The following is a 16770-nucleotide window of genomic DNA, read 5'->3' as shown; positions in this document are numbered from 1 at the left end:
AGGTGCAGCCAATGAATCACTATCTGACGGTCCATCAGCTCTTGAAGCACCTTGAGCACGGTGAAATGACCAGTGTCGAGCTGCTGCGCACCCAGGTGGCCCGTGTCTCGGCGACCGACCCAGCAGTCAATGCGGTTGCGATGCTGGATGTGGAGCGTGCTTTTGCGCGTGCCGCCGAAGCGGACGCAGACCGGGCTCGAGGTGTGAGCTGGGGGCCCCTGCATGGTTTGCCAATCACCGTGAAGGAGTCCTTCGACGTCGCTGGCCTGCCCACTACATGGGGCTATGAGGCGTTCAGGAACAACATCGCCAGCACTAACGCCGTGGCTGTCCAGCGTCTGATCGATGCCGGTGCGATCATCTTCGGCAAGACCAACGTACCTGTCTCACTGGCGGACTGGCAGACCTTCAATCCGGTCTATGGGACAACCAACAACCCGTGGGACGTGAGCCTTAGCCCGGGCGGCTCTTCGGGAGGGGCAGCCGCTGCGTTGGCCGCCGGCTATACCTCGCTCGAACTGGGCAGCGATATCGGCGCATCCATCCGCAATCCGGCGCATTATTGCGGCGTCTATGGCCACAAGCCGACATGGGGTCTGGTCCCGATGGCCGGCCATGCTTTGCCGGGTATCACCTGCATCGATTCCGTGGATATTGGTGTAGCCGGGCCTATGGCGCGCAGTGCATTTGACCTCGAGCTGGCGATGAGCATCCTCGCGCCACTTGCCCAAAGCTTTGGCCGCCACGGTTGGCGGAATACGGAGTGGAAATGCGGCGGGCGACCGGTCGCAGCGCTGCGTATTGCCGTCATCTGCGACGACCCAGTGGCCCGCGTTTCTAACGTGATCGTGGAGCGATTGCAGGAGCTGGCAGCATTCCTGCGCCCAAAAGTGGCCCATGTCAGCGAGAGCCACCGTCCGGTCGACAGTGTGGAGGCCCGCGCCGTGTACCTGCACCAGGTGCGGGCGGCGACCGGCGCATTCTTCTCCGACGAGGCCTATGAAGCGGCCCAGAAGGTCGCCAGCGGACTGGATCCGGCCGATATGAGCTACCGGGCCTGCCACTACCGCGGGGTTTCGCTCACGCACCGGGACTGGTTCGCCTGGGATCAGCGCCGGGCCAGGCTGAGTCAGCAATGGGAGGCATTCTTCGAGGATTTCGACCTGCTGATCTGCCCGGTCGCTACCACCCCAGCCTTCCCGCACAACCAGCAGGGCGAGCGCTGGGAGCGAATGCTCGACGTCAATGGGCAGCCTCAGGAAAGCACCGACTCCATGTTCTGGGCGGGCTACCCCGGTGTCGTAGGGCTACCGGCAACAGCGATTCCATTGGGCCTCGACCCTCGCGGGCTGCCTTTCGGAGCGCAGATTATCGCCCCGGCGTTTGCCGATCATGCCGCGCTGCGCTTCGCCCAGTGGCTTGAGCTGGAGTGGCATTCCTTCCAGGCACCCGCAAGCGTTCTGTAGCGCTGCCGCCGCCGGTAGCAAAAAAACAAACTGATTGCGATCCACCAAGTATCGACGGGCGAGATGTGCGCATTTCGCCCGAGCGTTGACTTATGCGCTAAAAATCTAAGAACAAGAGGTAGATTCATGCTGATTAAACAGAGCGTTCTGGCTGGATTGGGTTGTTGCCTGCTGGCTACGGGCATCCAGGCTGCCGGATTTATCGAGGACAGCAAAACATCTCTGCGTTACAGCCAGTTCTATTGGAATGAAAACGATGGTGGTGGCGTAGGCCCGACCCGGGACGAATGGGTGCAAGCTGCCCAGTTGAGCTTTAACTCGGGCTGGTACCACGACCTGTTGGGTGTCGACTACAGCTACGGTCTGGCCAACGATCTGAATATTGGAGAAAACACTACCAGCATCAGTAACCTGGAAGCACGACGCTCGGTGACAGATCCGCACGGCACCGCCAAACCGCTGGAGGCCTATCTGCGTAGCAAGTTCACTGGCGATGCAGGCGAATTGAATGTCGGCGCGGGCAAAAAGATCCGCCGCTACGGCCAATATCGTGATGACGTTACGCGTATTCTTCCTGCCGCAACGGTCGGTTATGACCTCGCGTATCGAGTGAGTTCGGTAGAGGCGCGCTACAGCCGCATTCATGCATTCAGCCCGCGTCAGGAAAACGGCTGGGGGGATGAGCTGACAAACTTCCGCGGCGATAAAATCGATGATCTTCGACTGTATGCGCTTTCTTGGAAAACGCCAGTCGGTAGCACGCTGCGTACAGAATATGCAGAGTCCGCCGACTATTTGCGCGAAACGATGGCAAAAGCCGAGCACACCTTTGATCTCGGCTCGGGCCGGGGTATTGATGTCTATGCAACCGTCGGCAATCAGCAGGATGCCGGCAAGTTGTTTGAATATGGTGGTGTGAAAGGCCTGTACGAGCCTGAACAGAACCATGACGCGCGCTACATGGACCTTTCGGTTAAGTACCGTGCCGGGCCCTACTATGTCGGATTTAACTACAACAAAGTTTGGGGTGATGACTACGATCGTTTGTTTTTTGCAAAGGATCATGGCACGTGGGATAGCAGTGCCAAAGCGTTTTACTACTTTGGTTTGAAAAATGAAGAGATGTACAAGGTCAGCGCGGGTGTGAATTTCGCAGGGCTTGGCATGCCGGGCCTCACGTTTGATACCTATTATGCAATGTCCACCCATGCAGCAGGCTACAACGGTTTCTCGCGTAACGACCTTCAGACCGTATTGCAATATGCATTCCAAGGGTATCTCAAAGGTTTCAGTGCTATTTGGTTGCACGAAGAATTCGAGACCCAGGGTTCACCTGATGGTATTACGCGATTTACCGCAAGCCGTGGCCCCGCAGGTATCCTGACCCATAATGCTGACCGGCTGTACTTCAATTACCAGTACAACTTCTGATTTCACCAATCCTCACTAGGGCCCTATTCAAATCGGGTCCTGGATAGTAGTCGCTGAGTGGCTAAGTCCACTTGCAGCTTATGCATTGCAGTCAAATAAATTATAGGTGATAAGCAAAATGGCCAAGGCCGCCGATGTCGTTGTGCAATGCCTGGAAAACGAAGGGGTCGAGTATGTGTTCGGCATCCCTGGTGAAGAAAACCTCGATTTGCTCGAATCGCTGCGCAAGTCGCAGATCAAACTGGTCCTGACCCGTCACGAGCAGTCCGCCGGCTTCATGGCCGCCACCTATGGCCGCCTGACCGGCAAGACCGGCGTTAGCCTGTCGACCCTGGGCCCAGGCGCGACCAACCTGGTGACCGCTGGGGCCTACGCCTATCTGGGTGGCATGCCGATGTTGATGATCACCGGGCAGAAACCGATCAAGAAGTCCAAGCAGGGCCGGTTCCAGATCATCGACGTGTGCGGCATGATGGACCCCATCACCAAGTACACCCACCAGTTCGCGTCCGCCGACAACATCCCGTCGCGCATGCGTGAAGCGTTCCGCTTGGCGGAAGAGGAAAAACCGGGCGCGGTGCACCTGGAGCTGCCGGAAGACATTGCCGCCGAGCAGACCGATGCCTTGCCGATACCGCCAAGCCTGCACCGTCGACCACTGGCCGAGCACGTCGCCATCGAGGCGGCGGTCATGAAGCTGCGCGCCGCCCGTAGCCCGATCCTGGTGATCGGCGCCGGCGCCAACCGCAAGATGACCGCCAAGGTCCTCAAGCAGCTGATCGACCAGACCGGTATTCCCTTCGTCACCACCCAGCTGGGCAAGGGCGTGGTCGACGAACGCAACCCGCGCTTCCTGGGCAATGCCGCATTGTCCTCCGGTGATTTCGTCCACCGTGCCGTCGAAGCCGCCGACCTGATCGTCAACATCGGCCACGACGTGATTGAGAAGCCGCCGTTCTTCATGGTCCATGGTGGTACCGAAGTCATCCACATCAACTTCCGTTCCGCCGAAGTCGATGCCGTGTACTTCCCGCAGATCGAAGTGATCGGCGACATCGCCAACGCGGTCTGGCAGATCGCCGAGGGCCTGGGTGACACTGCGCACTGGGACTTCACCCGGCTGATGGCGATTCGCGAAGCCAACGAAGTGCAGATCGCCGAAGGTGCCGACGACGACCGCTTCCCGGTGTACCCGCAGCGGCTGGTGGCCGACATCCGTCGCACGCTGCCGTCCGAGGGCATCGTGGCGCTGGACAACGGGATTTACAAGATCTGGTTCGCCCGCAACTACAAGGCGCATAAGCCGAACACTGTGCTGCTGGACAACGCCTTGGCGACCATGGGTGCGGGCCTACCGTCGGCGATGGCCGCGCACCTAGTGTACCCGGACCGGCCGGTAGTGGCGGTATGCGGTGACGGTGGTTTCATGATGAACAGCCAGGAGCTGGAGACCGCGGTGCGGTTGAAGATGAACCTGACTGTACTGATTCTGCGCGATGACGGTTACGGGATGATCCGCTGGAAGCAGGCCAACATGGGCTTCACCGATTTCGGCCTGGACTACGGCAACCCGGACTTCGTCAAATATGCCGAGGCCTATGGTGCCAACGGGCATCGGGTGGAAAGCGCGGAGGCTCTGTTACCGCTGCTTGATCATTGCATTTCCAACCCCGGTGTTCACGTGATCGACTGTCCGATGGACTACAGCGAGAACGACCGCATCCTCAATACCGAGTTGCGCGAGCGGGCCCTGGCGATCTGAAACCCCGTAGCTGCTGGCGCATGGCAACGTGGGAGTCCGTGAGTACTCCCGGGCTTTTTGCCCCTGCTTTGCACACGAGCGCAGCATGACGGCAGCGGCTACAGAACCCAGCCATTTGCTGGTTTTTTTGCTTTTGGCGCGTGGCATTTCCTTGTGCCGACCTGCGGCGCTCCAGCATGAATCAATCCTCTTGACGACATCAGGCTACCTCGCTAGCATTCTTCATGAATACCACATGTATACATGAGGTATGGATAACAACAAGAGGAGTCATGAATTGACCAAGCAGCTGCGTAAAGAAGATCTGGGGCTCTGGTTCACTGGGCCTAACATCGGCATGGCGGAGATCGCAAAACTCATTGGGTACCGGGTTGCGATTCTGGACGTGGAGCACGGCATCTTCGATCTGGCCACGCTCGACAGCTTCATTCCGTTTCTGAAGGCATTGGGCTTCGAGGTATTCGTCAAGGTGTTGGGCCCCACCCGTGAAGCAGTGCAACAGGCACTGGACTTCGGAGCCGATGCGGTGGTCATCCCGCATATCAGTAGCGTTGCCGAGGCCCGGCGCGTCTGCGGCTACGCCAAGCTGCCACCGCTGGGTGACCGTAGCCTCGCCGGAGGGCGTACGACGCAGTTCGCCTACCCGGCAGACGCCTGGATCGAGCAGCAGAACACCCACACGCGCTGCTATCCGATCATCGAAGACGCACAAGCACTCGAAGAGATCGACGGCATTCTTGCCTTGCCCATGGTGGATGGCGTTTTCATCGGCCCCACCGACCTTTCGATTCGCCGCAACCGGGGCATCTACAAGAAGCAGCCCGGTGACTGGGACGACATCGGCGTGATCGTTGAAGCAGCGAACGCGGCCGGCAAACCCTGGATCTTCCCAGCCTGGAGCCCGGAGGAAAAGGCCTTCGCCATCGAGCATGGGGCAGCGCGTATCTTCATCGCCATGGAGCAGTTCGCCTTGGCCATGGGCTTGCGCCAACTCTGGGATGCATCCGTCAGCCTGCTTCCCGAGCAGGCGTAAGCGCGGGTGGCCGGGCAAACACTACCGACAGTTGATAAGGGGATTTCGCCGTGGTGAGCAACAGCAAGGTTCCGCTCGATCGGTCCGACCACACCTGGGCTTGGATGACGACCGCCATTCTCGCCATCGCGATGGTCATTTCATTTGTCGACAGGTTCGCACTCTCGCTGCTCGTGGCCCCGATAAAGACAACGCTGGCGATCAGCGACGTGCATATCGGCCTCCTGCACGGCCTGGCCTTCGGCCTGTTCTATTCGATCCTCGGCATTCCCTGTGGCTGGCTGGCAGACCGCTGGTCCCGTACCGGAACCATACTGCTGGGGATGCTGATCTGGTGTGCGGCAACCGCGGCGTGCGGGTTGGCCAACAGCTTCACCGGCCTGCTCCTTGCGCGGATGCTGGTTGGCGCAGGTGAGGCGGCGCTCGCACCGGCCGCCTATGCAGTGATCTATGAACGTTTTCCCAAGGCGATTCTCAACCGGGCGTTGACGTTGTTCCAGGCCGGCGCAGTTATCGGCGCGGGGACCGCGTTCTATATCGTCGGGTCGTTGTACGAATGGCTGGAACCGATCGGTGTCATCGACCTGGGCTGGGTCACAGCACGACAGCCTTGGCAGTCGACGTTCCTGCTGGTGGCACTGCCGGGGCTGCTGTTGCTGCCGGTATTGTGGTGGGTGCTGAAGCGCGGCGAAGGTGTCGCTCATCAAAATGCACCTGCCGAATTAGCCCAGCATAGCGGTGAGAGCCAGAAAGTCATTCCGTACCTTGTTGAAGATCGCACGTTCATTGCTGCCGTCTTCGTAGGCATGGCGGGCCTGCTGACCATGAGCTATGCGCTGCTCACCTGGATCCCCGCGATTTTCGTTCGTGAGTTTCTCTGGCTGCCTGGTGAGATCGGTCGAATTTATGGCGCGGTAGTGCTGTTCTCGTGCATCGGTGGAATGTTTGCCGCCGCATGGATCGCTGACCGTCTTTCAAGCCAGTCGCAAGACATCTGCTCAGCCCTGCGTGTCCCGCTCGTTGCCGGGGTTCTGGCGATCCCTGCCGGCCTGGTGTTCCTGCTTGCTGGCGGGCCCGTTGGTGTGCTCATCGCCTGTGCCGCGCTGCATGGTCTGTGCACCTGTTCCATCGGCATCGCTCCGGCGCTTATCCAGAAACGCTCGCCGGCAGCGATCCGTAGCCGCGTCTCCGCCCTCTACGTGATGGTCGTGAACATCTGCGGCCTGGCTGTCGGGCCGATGCTCGTCGGCGGCGTCGTCGAGTGGCTGGGCGGCGGCGCCGCTGGCTTGCGAACTGCGGTACTCATCGTGGGCGGGGGCGGGCTGCTGCTCTCGGTGACGACGTTGGGTCTGTACCTTGGATGGCATAGGGTTCCTGGGCGTGCATCAGCCGAGGTCCGGTGACCTGCGGCAATTCCTTCGCAAAAAATAATGAAAAGAGGAGCTGGAAAGTGCGAATTACCGTTATTCAGAAAAATGTTTCCGCTGACAAGGAGGCCAACCTGGCCTCGGTGCAGCAGCTGGTCGAACGTGCGGTAGAACAGGATCGACCAGACCTGGTCATCTTACCGGAAATGATCGCCTGCATCGCCGGTTCGCCGCTATCGATGAAAGCGTCTGCCGAACCGTTCCCGGGTGGTGAGGTATATGAGCGCTTCTCTGCCCTGGCCAGGCGCCTGAAGGTGAACCTGCATATCGGCAGCGCCATGGAACTGGAGGATGAAAAGGTTTACAACACTTCGCTGGTATTCGGTCGCGAGGGCGAGTTGCTGGCCAAGTACCGCAAGATCCACCGCTTTGACGCGGTGCTGGCCGATGGCTCGGAACTGAAGGAGTCGGCCCATGTCGAGGCGGGCGAGGATGTCGTCTGTATCGACATCGACGGTGTCCGGGTCGGCCTTGCTATCTGCTACGACCTGCGCTTCCCGGAGCTGTTCCAGGCACTGTGCGATGAAGGTGCGGAGCTGATCGTGGTGCCGGCCGCGTTCACCTTCCAGACCGGTGCCGACCATTGGGAAGTGCTGCTGAGGGCGCGCGCAATCGAATGGCAATGCTACGTCGCAGCGCCTTGTCAGGTAGGCACCTTCGACAGTGGCAAGTACATGACCTGGGGGCATTCGATGATCATCGATCCCTGGGGCCAGATTGTCGCGCAGGCCTCGAGCACCGAGGCGTTCGCCAGCGCCAGCATCGACCGGAACTATCAGCAGGCCATTCGCACGCGCATGCCACTGAAGAACCACCGGCTGATCGCTCGTCGATTCGTCGCCAACTGAAGGGGAGGGTATCCAATGTTCAAGATCTGTCCAATGCCCGACTCGATGCCCGTGAGCCTGATGGAACGCGCACTGAATGCCGAGCCTGCCACGATTGGCCATTTCCGCCTGATGGGTTTCCCGGACAGCGCCATACGGCCCTTGCACCCGGTACCCAGGGTTGCCGGCCCCGCGGTTACCCTGGCCCTGCCGGCAGCCGACTCGACGCTGTTGCACCATGCGGTCGGTCAACTGCGCCCCGGGGATATCGTGGTTATCGATCGTCTGGGCGACACGCACCATGCCTGCCTTGGCGGTGGCGTGGCCTACGCCCTCGCCAAGGCGGGCGTTGGTGGCGTCATCATCGATGGCCCAGTGGCAGACCCGCAGGAGCTGCGCGATGTGGGCCTGGCCGTCTGGGCCAGGGGCGTGGCGAGCATCACGACGCGCCTGCAAGGCATTGGCGGGCGAATGAATGTGCCGGTGTGTTGCGGTGGTGCGGTGGTGATGCCAGGGGACCTGGTCATCGCTGATGAAGGCGGTGTTGTGTTCATTCCCCGCGAAGAGGCAGCGCACGATATCGAGCGTGCAGTATTGCTACAGGAAACCGAACAGAAAGGGCTTCCGCTGCTGGGTAAAGACAAGACATTGGGCCTGTTGACCGGCGCCAGCGCGATGGTAATGGGCAAGCTCGAACAATAAGCAGTCAAGTTTCCGAAAAAACCTGTCAATCCTGCGCTCACGAATATTCATATCGTGGGTCTGGGTGATCTTTCGCCGAAAAACTCGCGCGCCATTGTATATGCGCGGGTTCGGTTGATCAGCTTAGAGGTGGGTAATAATGATAAAAACAATAAACATGCGGAAAACTATGGGTCATGCACGCCGGCTGCTTCCCTTCGCCGGCAGCAGCCTGACGTTGCTTACACTAGCCTGTGCCAGTGCGCAGGCTATGGAAATTCCGACCGGAAGTGAAGACTGGCAGGTACGCTGGGATAACACCCCGCGTTACACCTTGACCCAGCGCGTCGAGTCCCAGGACAAGGCGATTATCAACGCTGTAAACAATAACGATGGCGATCGAAACTTCGATCGCGGAATTGTTTCCAACCGTCTGGATGTATTGTCCGAGTTCGATGCCATTTACAAGAATAAATATGGCATGCGCGTTTCAGCTGCCGGCTGGTATGACTTCCAGTATGACAAGGATTTGGATAACGATTCGCCGGCAACTTCCAACTATATGAAAAATGGCGTGCCGGCAGTTGGCCTTACCCGCTTTACCGAGCGCTACTTTGCCGGCCCGAGTGGTGAGTTCCTTGATGCCTTCGTCTTTGGTGGTTTCGATGTTGGTGACGTGCCGGTGGATGTCAAGGTCGGCAGCCACAGCATCTACTGGGGCGAGAGCCTGGGCCTGACTGCCTTCATCAACGGCATCGCGTATGCGCAGATGCCGCTGGATATCGGCAAGGGCCAGGCGATTCCCGGAATCGAGGCCAAGGAGCTGTTTCGCCCGCTGAACAATGTCTCCTTCCAGATGCGGCCAACCGATTCCCTGTCGGTTGCAGGCCAGTACTTCCTGGACTGGGAACAGAACCTGTTCCCCGAAGGCGGCACCTACCTGGGCTCGAGCGACATCAACATCGGTGGCAACGAAGGCTCGTTGATCGCCGGGCCCAATCGCTTCCTCAAAGGCAAGGACATCGACCCGCGCGACCATGGCGACTGGGGGCTTTCAGCGCGCTGGTCGCCGGAGTGGCTGCAAGGCACGCTGGGTTTCTACTACCGCAATTTCTCCGACCGGATCCCGCAGTTGCTACTTGAGGGCGCGCCGCCCGCCAATGGTGTCGCCGGCCGTTACCACTGGGCCTATGCCGATGACATCGATCTCTACGGCATCAGCTTGTCGCAGAACTACGGCGGGGTTTCCGTCGGCGCCGAACTGTCCTACCGGCGCAACATGCCGCTGGTAAGCATTGCCGTGCCCGTCACTGCACTTCCCCAGCACGGTGAAACGCCCGGGGCGCGGGGTGAAACCCTGCACGGCGTCCTGAACCTGGTGGGCGTGATGAGCGGTAACGGCATTTATGACTCCGCCGGATGGAGCACGGAGCTTGCCTGGAGCCACCTGGTCGACGTCACCGACGGTGAACAGTTCTACAAGGGCAATCGCAACTACCGGGCGCTTGATCAGGCAGATCGCGATGCCTTCGTGCTGACCACGACCTACACGCCGACCTGGTTGCAGGTTTTCCCAGGCGTGGACCTGTCGATGCCGATGGTGATCAGTGCCGGCATTGGCGGCAACTCACCGGTTGCCAACGGTGGCAACGAGGAAGCTGGCAGCTACAGCATCGGCATTGCCGCTGACATCGCGCAGAAGTACAAGGCCGACCTCAAGTACATCGACTTCTTCGGCGACTACAGCACCAACCCCAAAACGGGCGCCGTACAGGTGGCCAATGGCGGATCGGCGCTGCTGGAAGACCGCGGGATGCTTACCTTGACCCTCAAAACCACTTTCTGAAAGACGGGGACAACATGTTCAACAAATATTTGATGATGGGCCTGATGTGTACCCTGGCAGGTTCGGCCCATGCCGCGGTGACACCCGCCGAAGCGCAACAGTTGGGTACCCGTCTGACGGCGGTTGGCGCCGAAAAGGCCGGCAACGCCGACGGGTCCATCCCGGCCTACACCGGTGGCCTGACGACGCCACCGCCAGGGTTCCAGAAGGACTCGGGGGTTCGCATCGATCCCTTTGCGACGGAAAAGCCGCTGTACTCCATCAATGCACAGAACATGGGGCAGTATGCCGAGCGTCTCACCGAGTCGGTAAAGGCGCTGATGAAGCGTTACCCGAGTTTCCGTATTGATGTCTATCCGTCGCACCGCACCATGGCCGTGCCGGAGCAGATCCAGGCATCGACCCTGGCCAATGCCCTGAGTGGTGAAACCATTGATGGCGGCCTGGGGGTAAAGAACGTCAAGGCCGGCTATCCGTTCCCGATTCCCAAGGATGCCTACCAGGTCATGTGGAACCATTTGCTTCGCTATAGCGGCGATGCAATGGAGTATCGCTACAAGAGCTGGAACGTCGACGCCTCGGGACGACCGATCCTGGCCACCGAAGGGATCAACTCCGATGACTTCCCTTACTACCATGCGCCCGGCGCCGATACCTTCTGGCGCCTGAAGGTGCGCTACCTGGGGCCGGAGCGTCGCAACGGCGAGGCCATTCTGCTGAAGGACGCCATCGATGTGGTCGGCAAGGGGCGCAGCACCTGGCAGTACCTGCCGGGCCAGCGCCGCGTACGCCTGGCGCCAACCCTGGCGTTCGATACGCCCAACCCGGGCACCGGTGGCGCGACGACCTACGATGACGCCTTCGTCTTCAACGGGTCGATGGAGCGTTACGACATGAAACTGGTCGGCAAAAAGGAGATGTACGTTCCGTACAACACCTACAAGATGACCTACGAGACCAAGCCTGAAGACCTGCTGACCCCCAATCACCTCAACCCGGATATCGTGCGTTGGGAACTGCATCGCGTCTGGGTCGTGGAAGCGACCCTCAAGGAAGGCAAGCGTCATATCTACAGCAAGCGGACCTTCTACATCGACGAAGACAGCTGGGCGGCACTGGCCAGCGATGAGTATGACGGCCACGGCCAGCTCTACCGCACCGTGATCGCCACTCCAACCCAAAGCTACGACGCGGTTGCGCCGTTCACCAGTTCCTACTTCGCCTATGACCTGATCGCCGGCAACTACGCGCTGGTCGTGCACCTGGGTGGGGAAAAAGGCGGCCTGAAGTACATCAAGCCGCTCTCCGAGCGCGACTGGAACGCCGATTCACTGGCGGGCACCGGCGTGCGCTGAACCGGACAGGAGCCCTTCCCGGGCCTGTACCGGGAAGGGCCTTCTCGGGCGATTTTAGGAGTGATGAAGTCATGAAGGTCCATTCCCTGCTGGTTTCACTGTTCATCGGGGTGGCCGGCATCCAGCCGGCATGTGTAGTGGCTCGCGACAGCTTCCAGGATGTCCTGGATTCGCCAGCTGTCAGGACCGAGCTGTCCTCCCGGCAATTGATCACCGGGCTTGCGCAGGCCGGGACGCGCATCGTTGGGGTAGGGCGTCGTGGCCACATTGTCTTTTCCGATGACGGTGGCCGCACCTGGCAGCAGTCCCGGGTGCCGGTCTCCTGCGACCTCAACGCGGTGCATTTTCCCAGCCCGCAGGTGGGCTGGGCAGTCGGCCACGATGGTGTAGTGCTTCGTTCCACCGATGGTGGGGCGTCGTGGGAGCGCAAGCTCGATGCACGCATGGCCCGGGACCTGCTCCCGGCAGAGGGCGAAAATGGCAGCGCCGCACTGGCAGACCTGTCGTTCCTTGGCCTGTGGTTCGAGACAGAACGGCAGGGGTTCATAGTCGGTGCCTTCAACCAGATCTGGCGTACCACGGACGGGGGCACCACGTGGGAGAAGTGGTCCGACAGGGCCGAAAATCCGATGGGGTTGCACCTGTACGCGGTCCGGGCGATTGGCGAAGACACCTATGTTGCCGGAGAGGCCGGCCTGCTCATGAAACTGGATCGCCAGGCAGGGCAGTTCAAGCGCCTCGACAGCAACTTCGCCGGCACCTTTTTCGGCATCACCGGCATGCCGGGGCACCTGATCGCCTACGGGCTCAGGGGCAGCATTGTGGTGTCCAGTGATGCGGGTAGCCATTGGCGCGCTGTCGAGACCGAGGTTGCGACCTCGTTGATCGCCGATGGCATGACCGCGACAGGTGACGTGATGCTGTTGAGCCAGGACGGCCAGGTCCTGGCCAGCCGCAGCAAGGGCACCGGTTTTACCAAGGTCGCCGGCCTGGCACCTGTTTCGGTTGCCGCCTCCCTGGTCCCGCTGGACGACGGCCAGACCTTGGTCGTGGGAAGCGGGCAGGGGCTGAGCAGGCAGGTGCTCCGTTGAGCCGACTCATGAGTGGAGAATAATCGTGGCGTTTTCAACTGAGAAAGAAGCCGAGATGCCCGTGGTGTCCGATTACCGGCACTTCGATCGGAACTCGGGCGGGTGGCTTGAACGCATGGTGTTCAACTACCGGATTGTCCTGCTGATGCTCTGCACGGTGCTGACCGTCGTGTTGGGTTATCAGTTGAAGCACATCAATATCAATGCCAGCTTCGAGCGGATGATTCCGCAAAGCCATTCGTATATCCGCAACTATCTGGACAACAAGGGTGAGCTGCGGGGGCTTGGCAATGTCATCCGGGTCGTCGTCGAGCGCACCGATGGCGATATCTTCGACCCGGAATACCTGGCGGTCCTGCAACGGATCAACGATGAGCTGATCCTGATCCCCGGTGTCGACCGGGCATGGGTGAAGTCGATCTGGACGCCAGCGGTGCGCTGGATGGAGGTCACCGAGGAAGGCTTTACCGGTGGGCCGGTGCTGCCCGCCAGCTACGATGGCAGCCCCCGGCAAGTGCAGTTGCTGCGGCAGAATATCAACCGCGCCGGCCTGGTCGGCAGCCTGGTCGGCACGGACCTCAAGTCGGCAATGATCGTCGTTCCGTTGCTGGATGTGGACCCGGCGACAGGCCAGAAACTGGATTACAGTGCGCTGTCCACTGCGCTGGAGGAGCGCATCCGCAGCCAGGGAACGGCGGACATCAAGGTTCACATCATCGGTTTTGCCAAGCTTGTGGGCGACCTGATCGATGGGCTGATCCAGGTCTTTTTCTACTTCGCGATCGCCGCGATCGTCGCAGCGGCGATCATCTATGCCTATACCCGCTGCTTGCGCAGCACAACCCTGGTGATCGCCTGCTCGATCATCGCGGCAATCTGGCAACTGGGCCTCTCTACCGTGCTGGGGTTCGACCTGGATCCTTACTCGATGCTGGTGCCGTTTCTGGTCTTCGCCATCGGGGTGTCCCATGGCGTGCAGAAGATGAATGGCATCATGCAGGACATCGGGCGCGGTACCCACAAGTTTGTGGCGGCACGCTATACCTTCCGCCGCCTGTTCCTGGCCGGGGCGACGGCGCTGGTCGCGGACGCCGTGGGCTTCGCGGTGCTGATGGTGATCGACATTCCGGTCATCAAAGGCCTGGCATTGTCGGCCAGCATTGGCGTTGCGGTGCTGATCTTTACCAACCTGCTCCTGTTGCCCGTGCTGCTTTCCTTCACCGGGGTGGGGGCGAACGCGGCGCGTCGTAGCCTGGCTCAGGATGGGCATACCACGCGTACATCGCTGTGGGACGGCCTGGTTCATTTCACCTCGCGACGCTGGGCAACCTTTGCGCTGGTGGGGGCCGCCGTCCTGGTGCTGGCAGGTTTCGCAATCAGTACTCACCTGAAGATTGGCGACCTTGATGCAGGGGCACCTGAATTGCGCCCCGATTCACGTTACAACCGGGACAACGCCTACATCACCCAGCACTACTCGCTGTCCAGCGACCTTTTTGCGGTGATCCTGAAGACGCCTGCCAACGGCAGCTACAAATATGAAAGCCTTGTAGAGGCTGACCGTCTTGCGTGGGCATTGCGAGGCGTACCGGGTGTGCAGATGACCACGTCGCTGGTGGATGCTGTGCGCCAGGTCACCAGTGGAACGTTTGAAGGCAGCCCGAAATGGCTGACCCTTTCGCGCAACCAGGACATTCTCAACTATGGCAGCCAGGTGGCTTCGGTCAACAACCCGGAGCTGTTCAATGGTGATGCTTCGGTGATGCCGGTTATCGCATTCCTGACCGATCACAAGGCGCAAACCCTGGATCAGGTGCTGGCGGTTGCCGAGCGGTTCATCGCGGAGCACAGTACGGGGGACCGGCAGTTCATGCTGGTGGCGGGCAGCGCGGGGATAGAGGCGGCAACCAATATCGTCGTGCGAGACGCCAATCGGGCCATGCTGATGTATGTCTATGCGGCGGTCATTGTGCTGAGCTACATCACCTTCCGCAGTTGGCGGGCAGTGCTGGTTGCAGTCATTCCGCTGATCATGACCTCGATCCTGTGCGAGGCGCTGATGGTGCTGCTTGGCATCGGCGTCAAGGTTGCGACATTACCGGTCATTGCGCTGGGGGTCGGCATCGGCATCGACTATGCGCTCTACTTGCTGAGCATCCAGTTGGCCAGGCAGCGGCGGGGGGACTCGCTTGCCGATGCCTACAGCCATGCCGTGGCCTTCACCGGCAAGGTGGTCGGCCTGGTCGGCATGACCCTGGCGGTGGGTGTCGTGACCTGGGTCTTTTCACCCATCAAGTTTCAGGCGGACATGGGCATTCTGCTGGCCTTCATGTTCGTGTGGAACATGCTCGGCGCGCTGATCCTGGTACCTGCGCTGTCGCATTTCCTGCTGCCCGACGGTTCCCTTGCGCAGCGACGAGCCGTCGCCGGAAAGGTGCAATGGGTTTAAGCTGTGTTTCCGGGGCCTCGCTGGAGGCCCTTTCGGTCAAGATGGGTGTCACCGTTATACGTCGCGCATTTCTCATGTATACTCATCGCCATGCAATACCCCTTCAGGTATGTGAGTAGGCACATGGAAAACAAAGTCGCAGAACCAGGCACGGACTCGGTTAAAACCCGGACCTATGACTTCATTCGAAACAGCATTTTGCGTGGCACCTTCCCATCGGGATCATTCGTTGAAGAAGGAATGGTTGCCAATGAAATAGGGGTGTCGAGGACACCTATCCGGGAAGCCTTCAACAAATTGAGCGCCGAAGGCTTCGTCGAGCTGATTCCGCGCCGCGGTGCGAGGGTCCGCGCGATTTCACCGAGTGAGATGCATCAGTTTTTTGAAACCCGGATTGTACTTGAAACATATGCCGCACGTCGTGTATGTGACATTCGTCCTCCTATTCCCGAGCGGGTTGATGAACTGATAAGTGAAATGGCAAGGCTTACGCATTTCATCATGGCGCATGAAATAGCAGAGCTTGATAGGGAGTTGCATCGTATTATCGTAGAGCTTTCCGGGAATGAAGTGCTGTTAGAGCTTTATGATGCCTTGCAGTTTCGGCATTTGCTGGCTTGTGCATCCATTCCGATCGATGAAAAACTGTTAAGTGTAGTGATGGAAGAACATAATGAATTGGTTGAGGCACTTAAGAAATACGATGAAACCGCCTTGCTGAAGATTCTTTGTCAACATTTGGATCCCAATCTTGCGTTGCGTTTCAGACGCTTCTGAACGTACATTGGGACACTAAATCAGGGCCTTTGGCGCTGATGTCGCGGGCAGTCAGCCCGAAGTGGTGGTTACACCGGGAGAGGGTGTGCTGCTGCGGCCCAACCATCCGGCAGGTGTTTGGGTTTTTCATCGCGCATAATTTATCTGGATAGTGCCGAACAGATTTAAAGTCTGTCAGCAGTTGCGGAAACGAGGGCAATGCCCTCGTTTTTTTTTGATCTTCTAAAATTCTATTACATGGTTGAATTTTTGGTTTTAATTTCAATGCATGGACTTTTGAATCGCCCCTGGTTTCCTAGAAACCTACAGGCCTAATAATGAGGCCTTGAAGTGTCATGAGTCGTTAGCTTTACCTCAAAGAGTTCAAGATCGAAGCGGTCAGGCGATCCTCGATGGAAGCTGGAAGCCGCCAGTGATCAAGAAAACCAAGTGATCCGAATTTGTTGAAGCCCGCCTATCTCGGGCGGGCTTTTCGTTTCAGGAATGTCCGCTTATGGCCGGTAGCTGCCCTCCATGAAGGGCAGCTTTAGGTCGACCCAAGTCATACAGCGCTCTGGGCCGGCAGTACCCAGAGCAGAATACCTTCCTTGAATTCACACGTTCGGTATGTGCTGCAGGCAAGATG

Annotated in this window: 12 protein-coding genes; all 12 read left to right on the top strand. The window is 59.4% G+C overall.

Annotated elements, in window-relative coordinates; translation table 11 throughout:
* Positions 1 to 11: 11 nt before the first annotated feature.
* The 12 genes from NPS47_RS08270 (at position 12) to NPS47_RS08215 (ending at position 16145) form a co-directional block, all read left to right on the top strand.
* Complete coding sequence (locus NPS47_RS08270; RefSeq protein WP_274294496.1) at positions 12 to 1466, top strand: amidase; 1455 nt, start codon at positions 12 to 14, stop codon at positions 1464 to 1466.
* Between the two features lie 126 nt (positions 1467 to 1592).
* Positions 1593 to 2897 (top strand): OprD family outer membrane porin, encoded by a 1305-nt coding sequence (locus NPS47_RS08265; RefSeq protein WP_274294495.1) that lies wholly within the window; start codon positions 1593 to 1595, stop codon positions 2895 to 2897.
* A gap of 118 nt (positions 2898 to 3015) precedes the next feature.
* Positions 3016 to 4659: an acetolactate synthase large subunit gene (locus tag NPS47_RS08260; protein ID WP_274294494.1), complete on the top strand. Its 1644-nt coding sequence runs from the start codon at positions 3016 to 3018 to the stop codon at positions 4657 to 4659.
* 277 nt (positions 4660 to 4936) lie between these two features.
* Positions 4937 to 5692, top strand: a complete 756-nt coding sequence (locus NPS47_RS08255) for an HpcH/HpaI aldolase family protein (protein WP_274294493.1) — start codon at positions 4937 to 4939, stop codon at positions 5690 to 5692.
* Positions 5693 to 5745: 53 nt separating this feature from the next.
* Positions 5746 to 7095, top strand: coding sequence for an MFS transporter (locus NPS47_RS08250; protein WP_274294492.1), 1350 nt, complete (start codon positions 5746 to 5748; stop codon positions 7093 to 7095).
* 47 nt (positions 7096 to 7142) lie between these two features.
* Positions 7143 to 7967, top strand: coding sequence for a carbon-nitrogen hydrolase family protein (locus NPS47_RS08245; protein ID WP_274294491.1), 825 nt, complete (start codon positions 7143 to 7145; stop codon positions 7965 to 7967).
* A 15-nt stretch (positions 7968 to 7982) separates the two neighbouring features.
* Positions 7983 to 8648 carry an RraA family protein gene (locus NPS47_RS08240; protein WP_274294490.1) on the top strand — a complete coding sequence of 222 codons (666 nt, stop codon included), beginning with the start codon at positions 7983 to 7985 and terminating at the stop codon, positions 8646 to 8648.
* A gap of 250 nt (positions 8649 to 8898) precedes the next feature.
* The gene (locus NPS47_RS08235) at positions 8899 to 10473 is read left to right on the top strand and encodes a DUF1302 domain-containing protein (RefSeq protein ID WP_274294489.1); all 1575 of its coding nucleotides are present in this window, start codon (positions 8899 to 8901) and stop codon (positions 10471 to 10473) included.
* A gap of 14 nt (positions 10474 to 10487) precedes the next feature.
* Entirely contained in the window at positions 10488 to 11828 is a 1341-nt protein-coding gene (locus NPS47_RS08230) for a DUF1329 domain-containing protein (RefSeq protein WP_274294488.1), read from the top strand.
* Positions 11829 to 11899: 71 nt separating this feature from the next.
* Entirely contained in the window at positions 11900 to 12919 is a 1020-nt protein-coding gene (locus NPS47_RS08225) for a WD40/YVTN/BNR-like repeat-containing protein (RefSeq protein WP_274294487.1), read from the top strand.
* A gap of 55 nt (positions 12920 to 12974) precedes the next feature.
* Positions 12975 to 15368, top strand: a complete 2394-nt coding sequence (locus NPS47_RS08220) for an efflux RND transporter permease subunit (protein WP_274294631.1) — start codon at positions 12975 to 12977, stop codon at positions 15366 to 15368.
* 123 nt (positions 15369 to 15491) lie between these two features.
* Positions 15492 to 16145, top strand: coding sequence for a GntR family transcriptional regulator (locus tag NPS47_RS08215; RefSeq protein ID WP_274294486.1), 654 nt, complete (start codon positions 15492 to 15494; stop codon positions 16143 to 16145).
* The last annotated feature ends 625 nt before the right edge of the window (positions 16146 to 16770 follow it).

It is taken from the genome of Pseudomonas putida, from assembly GCF_028682475.1.
Taxonomy (GTDB): Bacteria; Pseudomonadota; Gammaproteobacteria; order Pseudomonadales; family Pseudomonadaceae; genus Aquipseudomonas; species Aquipseudomonas putida_AG.
Note: the sequence above shows the minus strand (reverse complement) of the source record. Positions and strands in the feature narration are given on the sequence as shown.

Bases quoted from the DNA above. Each gene is read 5' to 3' on its own strand.
- NPS47_RS08270 (WP_274294496.1), top strand. From the start codon at position 12: ATGAATCACTATCTGACGGTCCATCAGCTCTTGAAGCACCTTGAGCAC.
- NPS47_RS08265 (WP_274294495.1), top strand. From the start codon at position 1,593: ATGCTGATTAAACAGAGCGTTCTGGCTGGATTGGGTTGTTGCCTGCTG.
- NPS47_RS08260 (WP_274294494.1), top strand. From the start codon at position 3,016: ATGGCCAAGGCCGCCGATGTCGTTGTGCAATGCCTGGAAAACGAAGGG.
- NPS47_RS08240 (WP_274294490.1), top strand. From the start codon at position 7,983: ATGTTCAAGATCTGTCCAATGCCCGACTCGATGCCCGTGAGCCTGATG.
- NPS47_RS08235 (WP_274294489.1), top strand. From the start codon at position 8,899: ATGGAAATTCCGACCGGAAGTGAAGACTGGCAGGTACGCTGGGATAAC.
- NPS47_RS08230 (WP_274294488.1), top strand. From the start codon at position 10,488: ATGTTCAACAAATATTTGATGATGGGCCTGATGTGTACCCTGGCAGGT.
- NPS47_RS08225 (WP_274294487.1), top strand. From the start codon at position 11,900: ATGAAGGTCCATTCCCTGCTGGTTTCACTGTTCATCGGGGTGGCCGGC.
- NPS47_RS08220 (WP_274294631.1), top strand. From the start codon at position 12,975: ATGCCCGTGGTGTCCGATTACCGGCACTTCGATCGGAACTCGGGCGGG.
- NPS47_RS08215 (WP_274294486.1), top strand. From the start codon at position 15,492: ATGGAAAACAAAGTCGCAGAACCAGGCACGGACTCGGTTAAAACCCGG.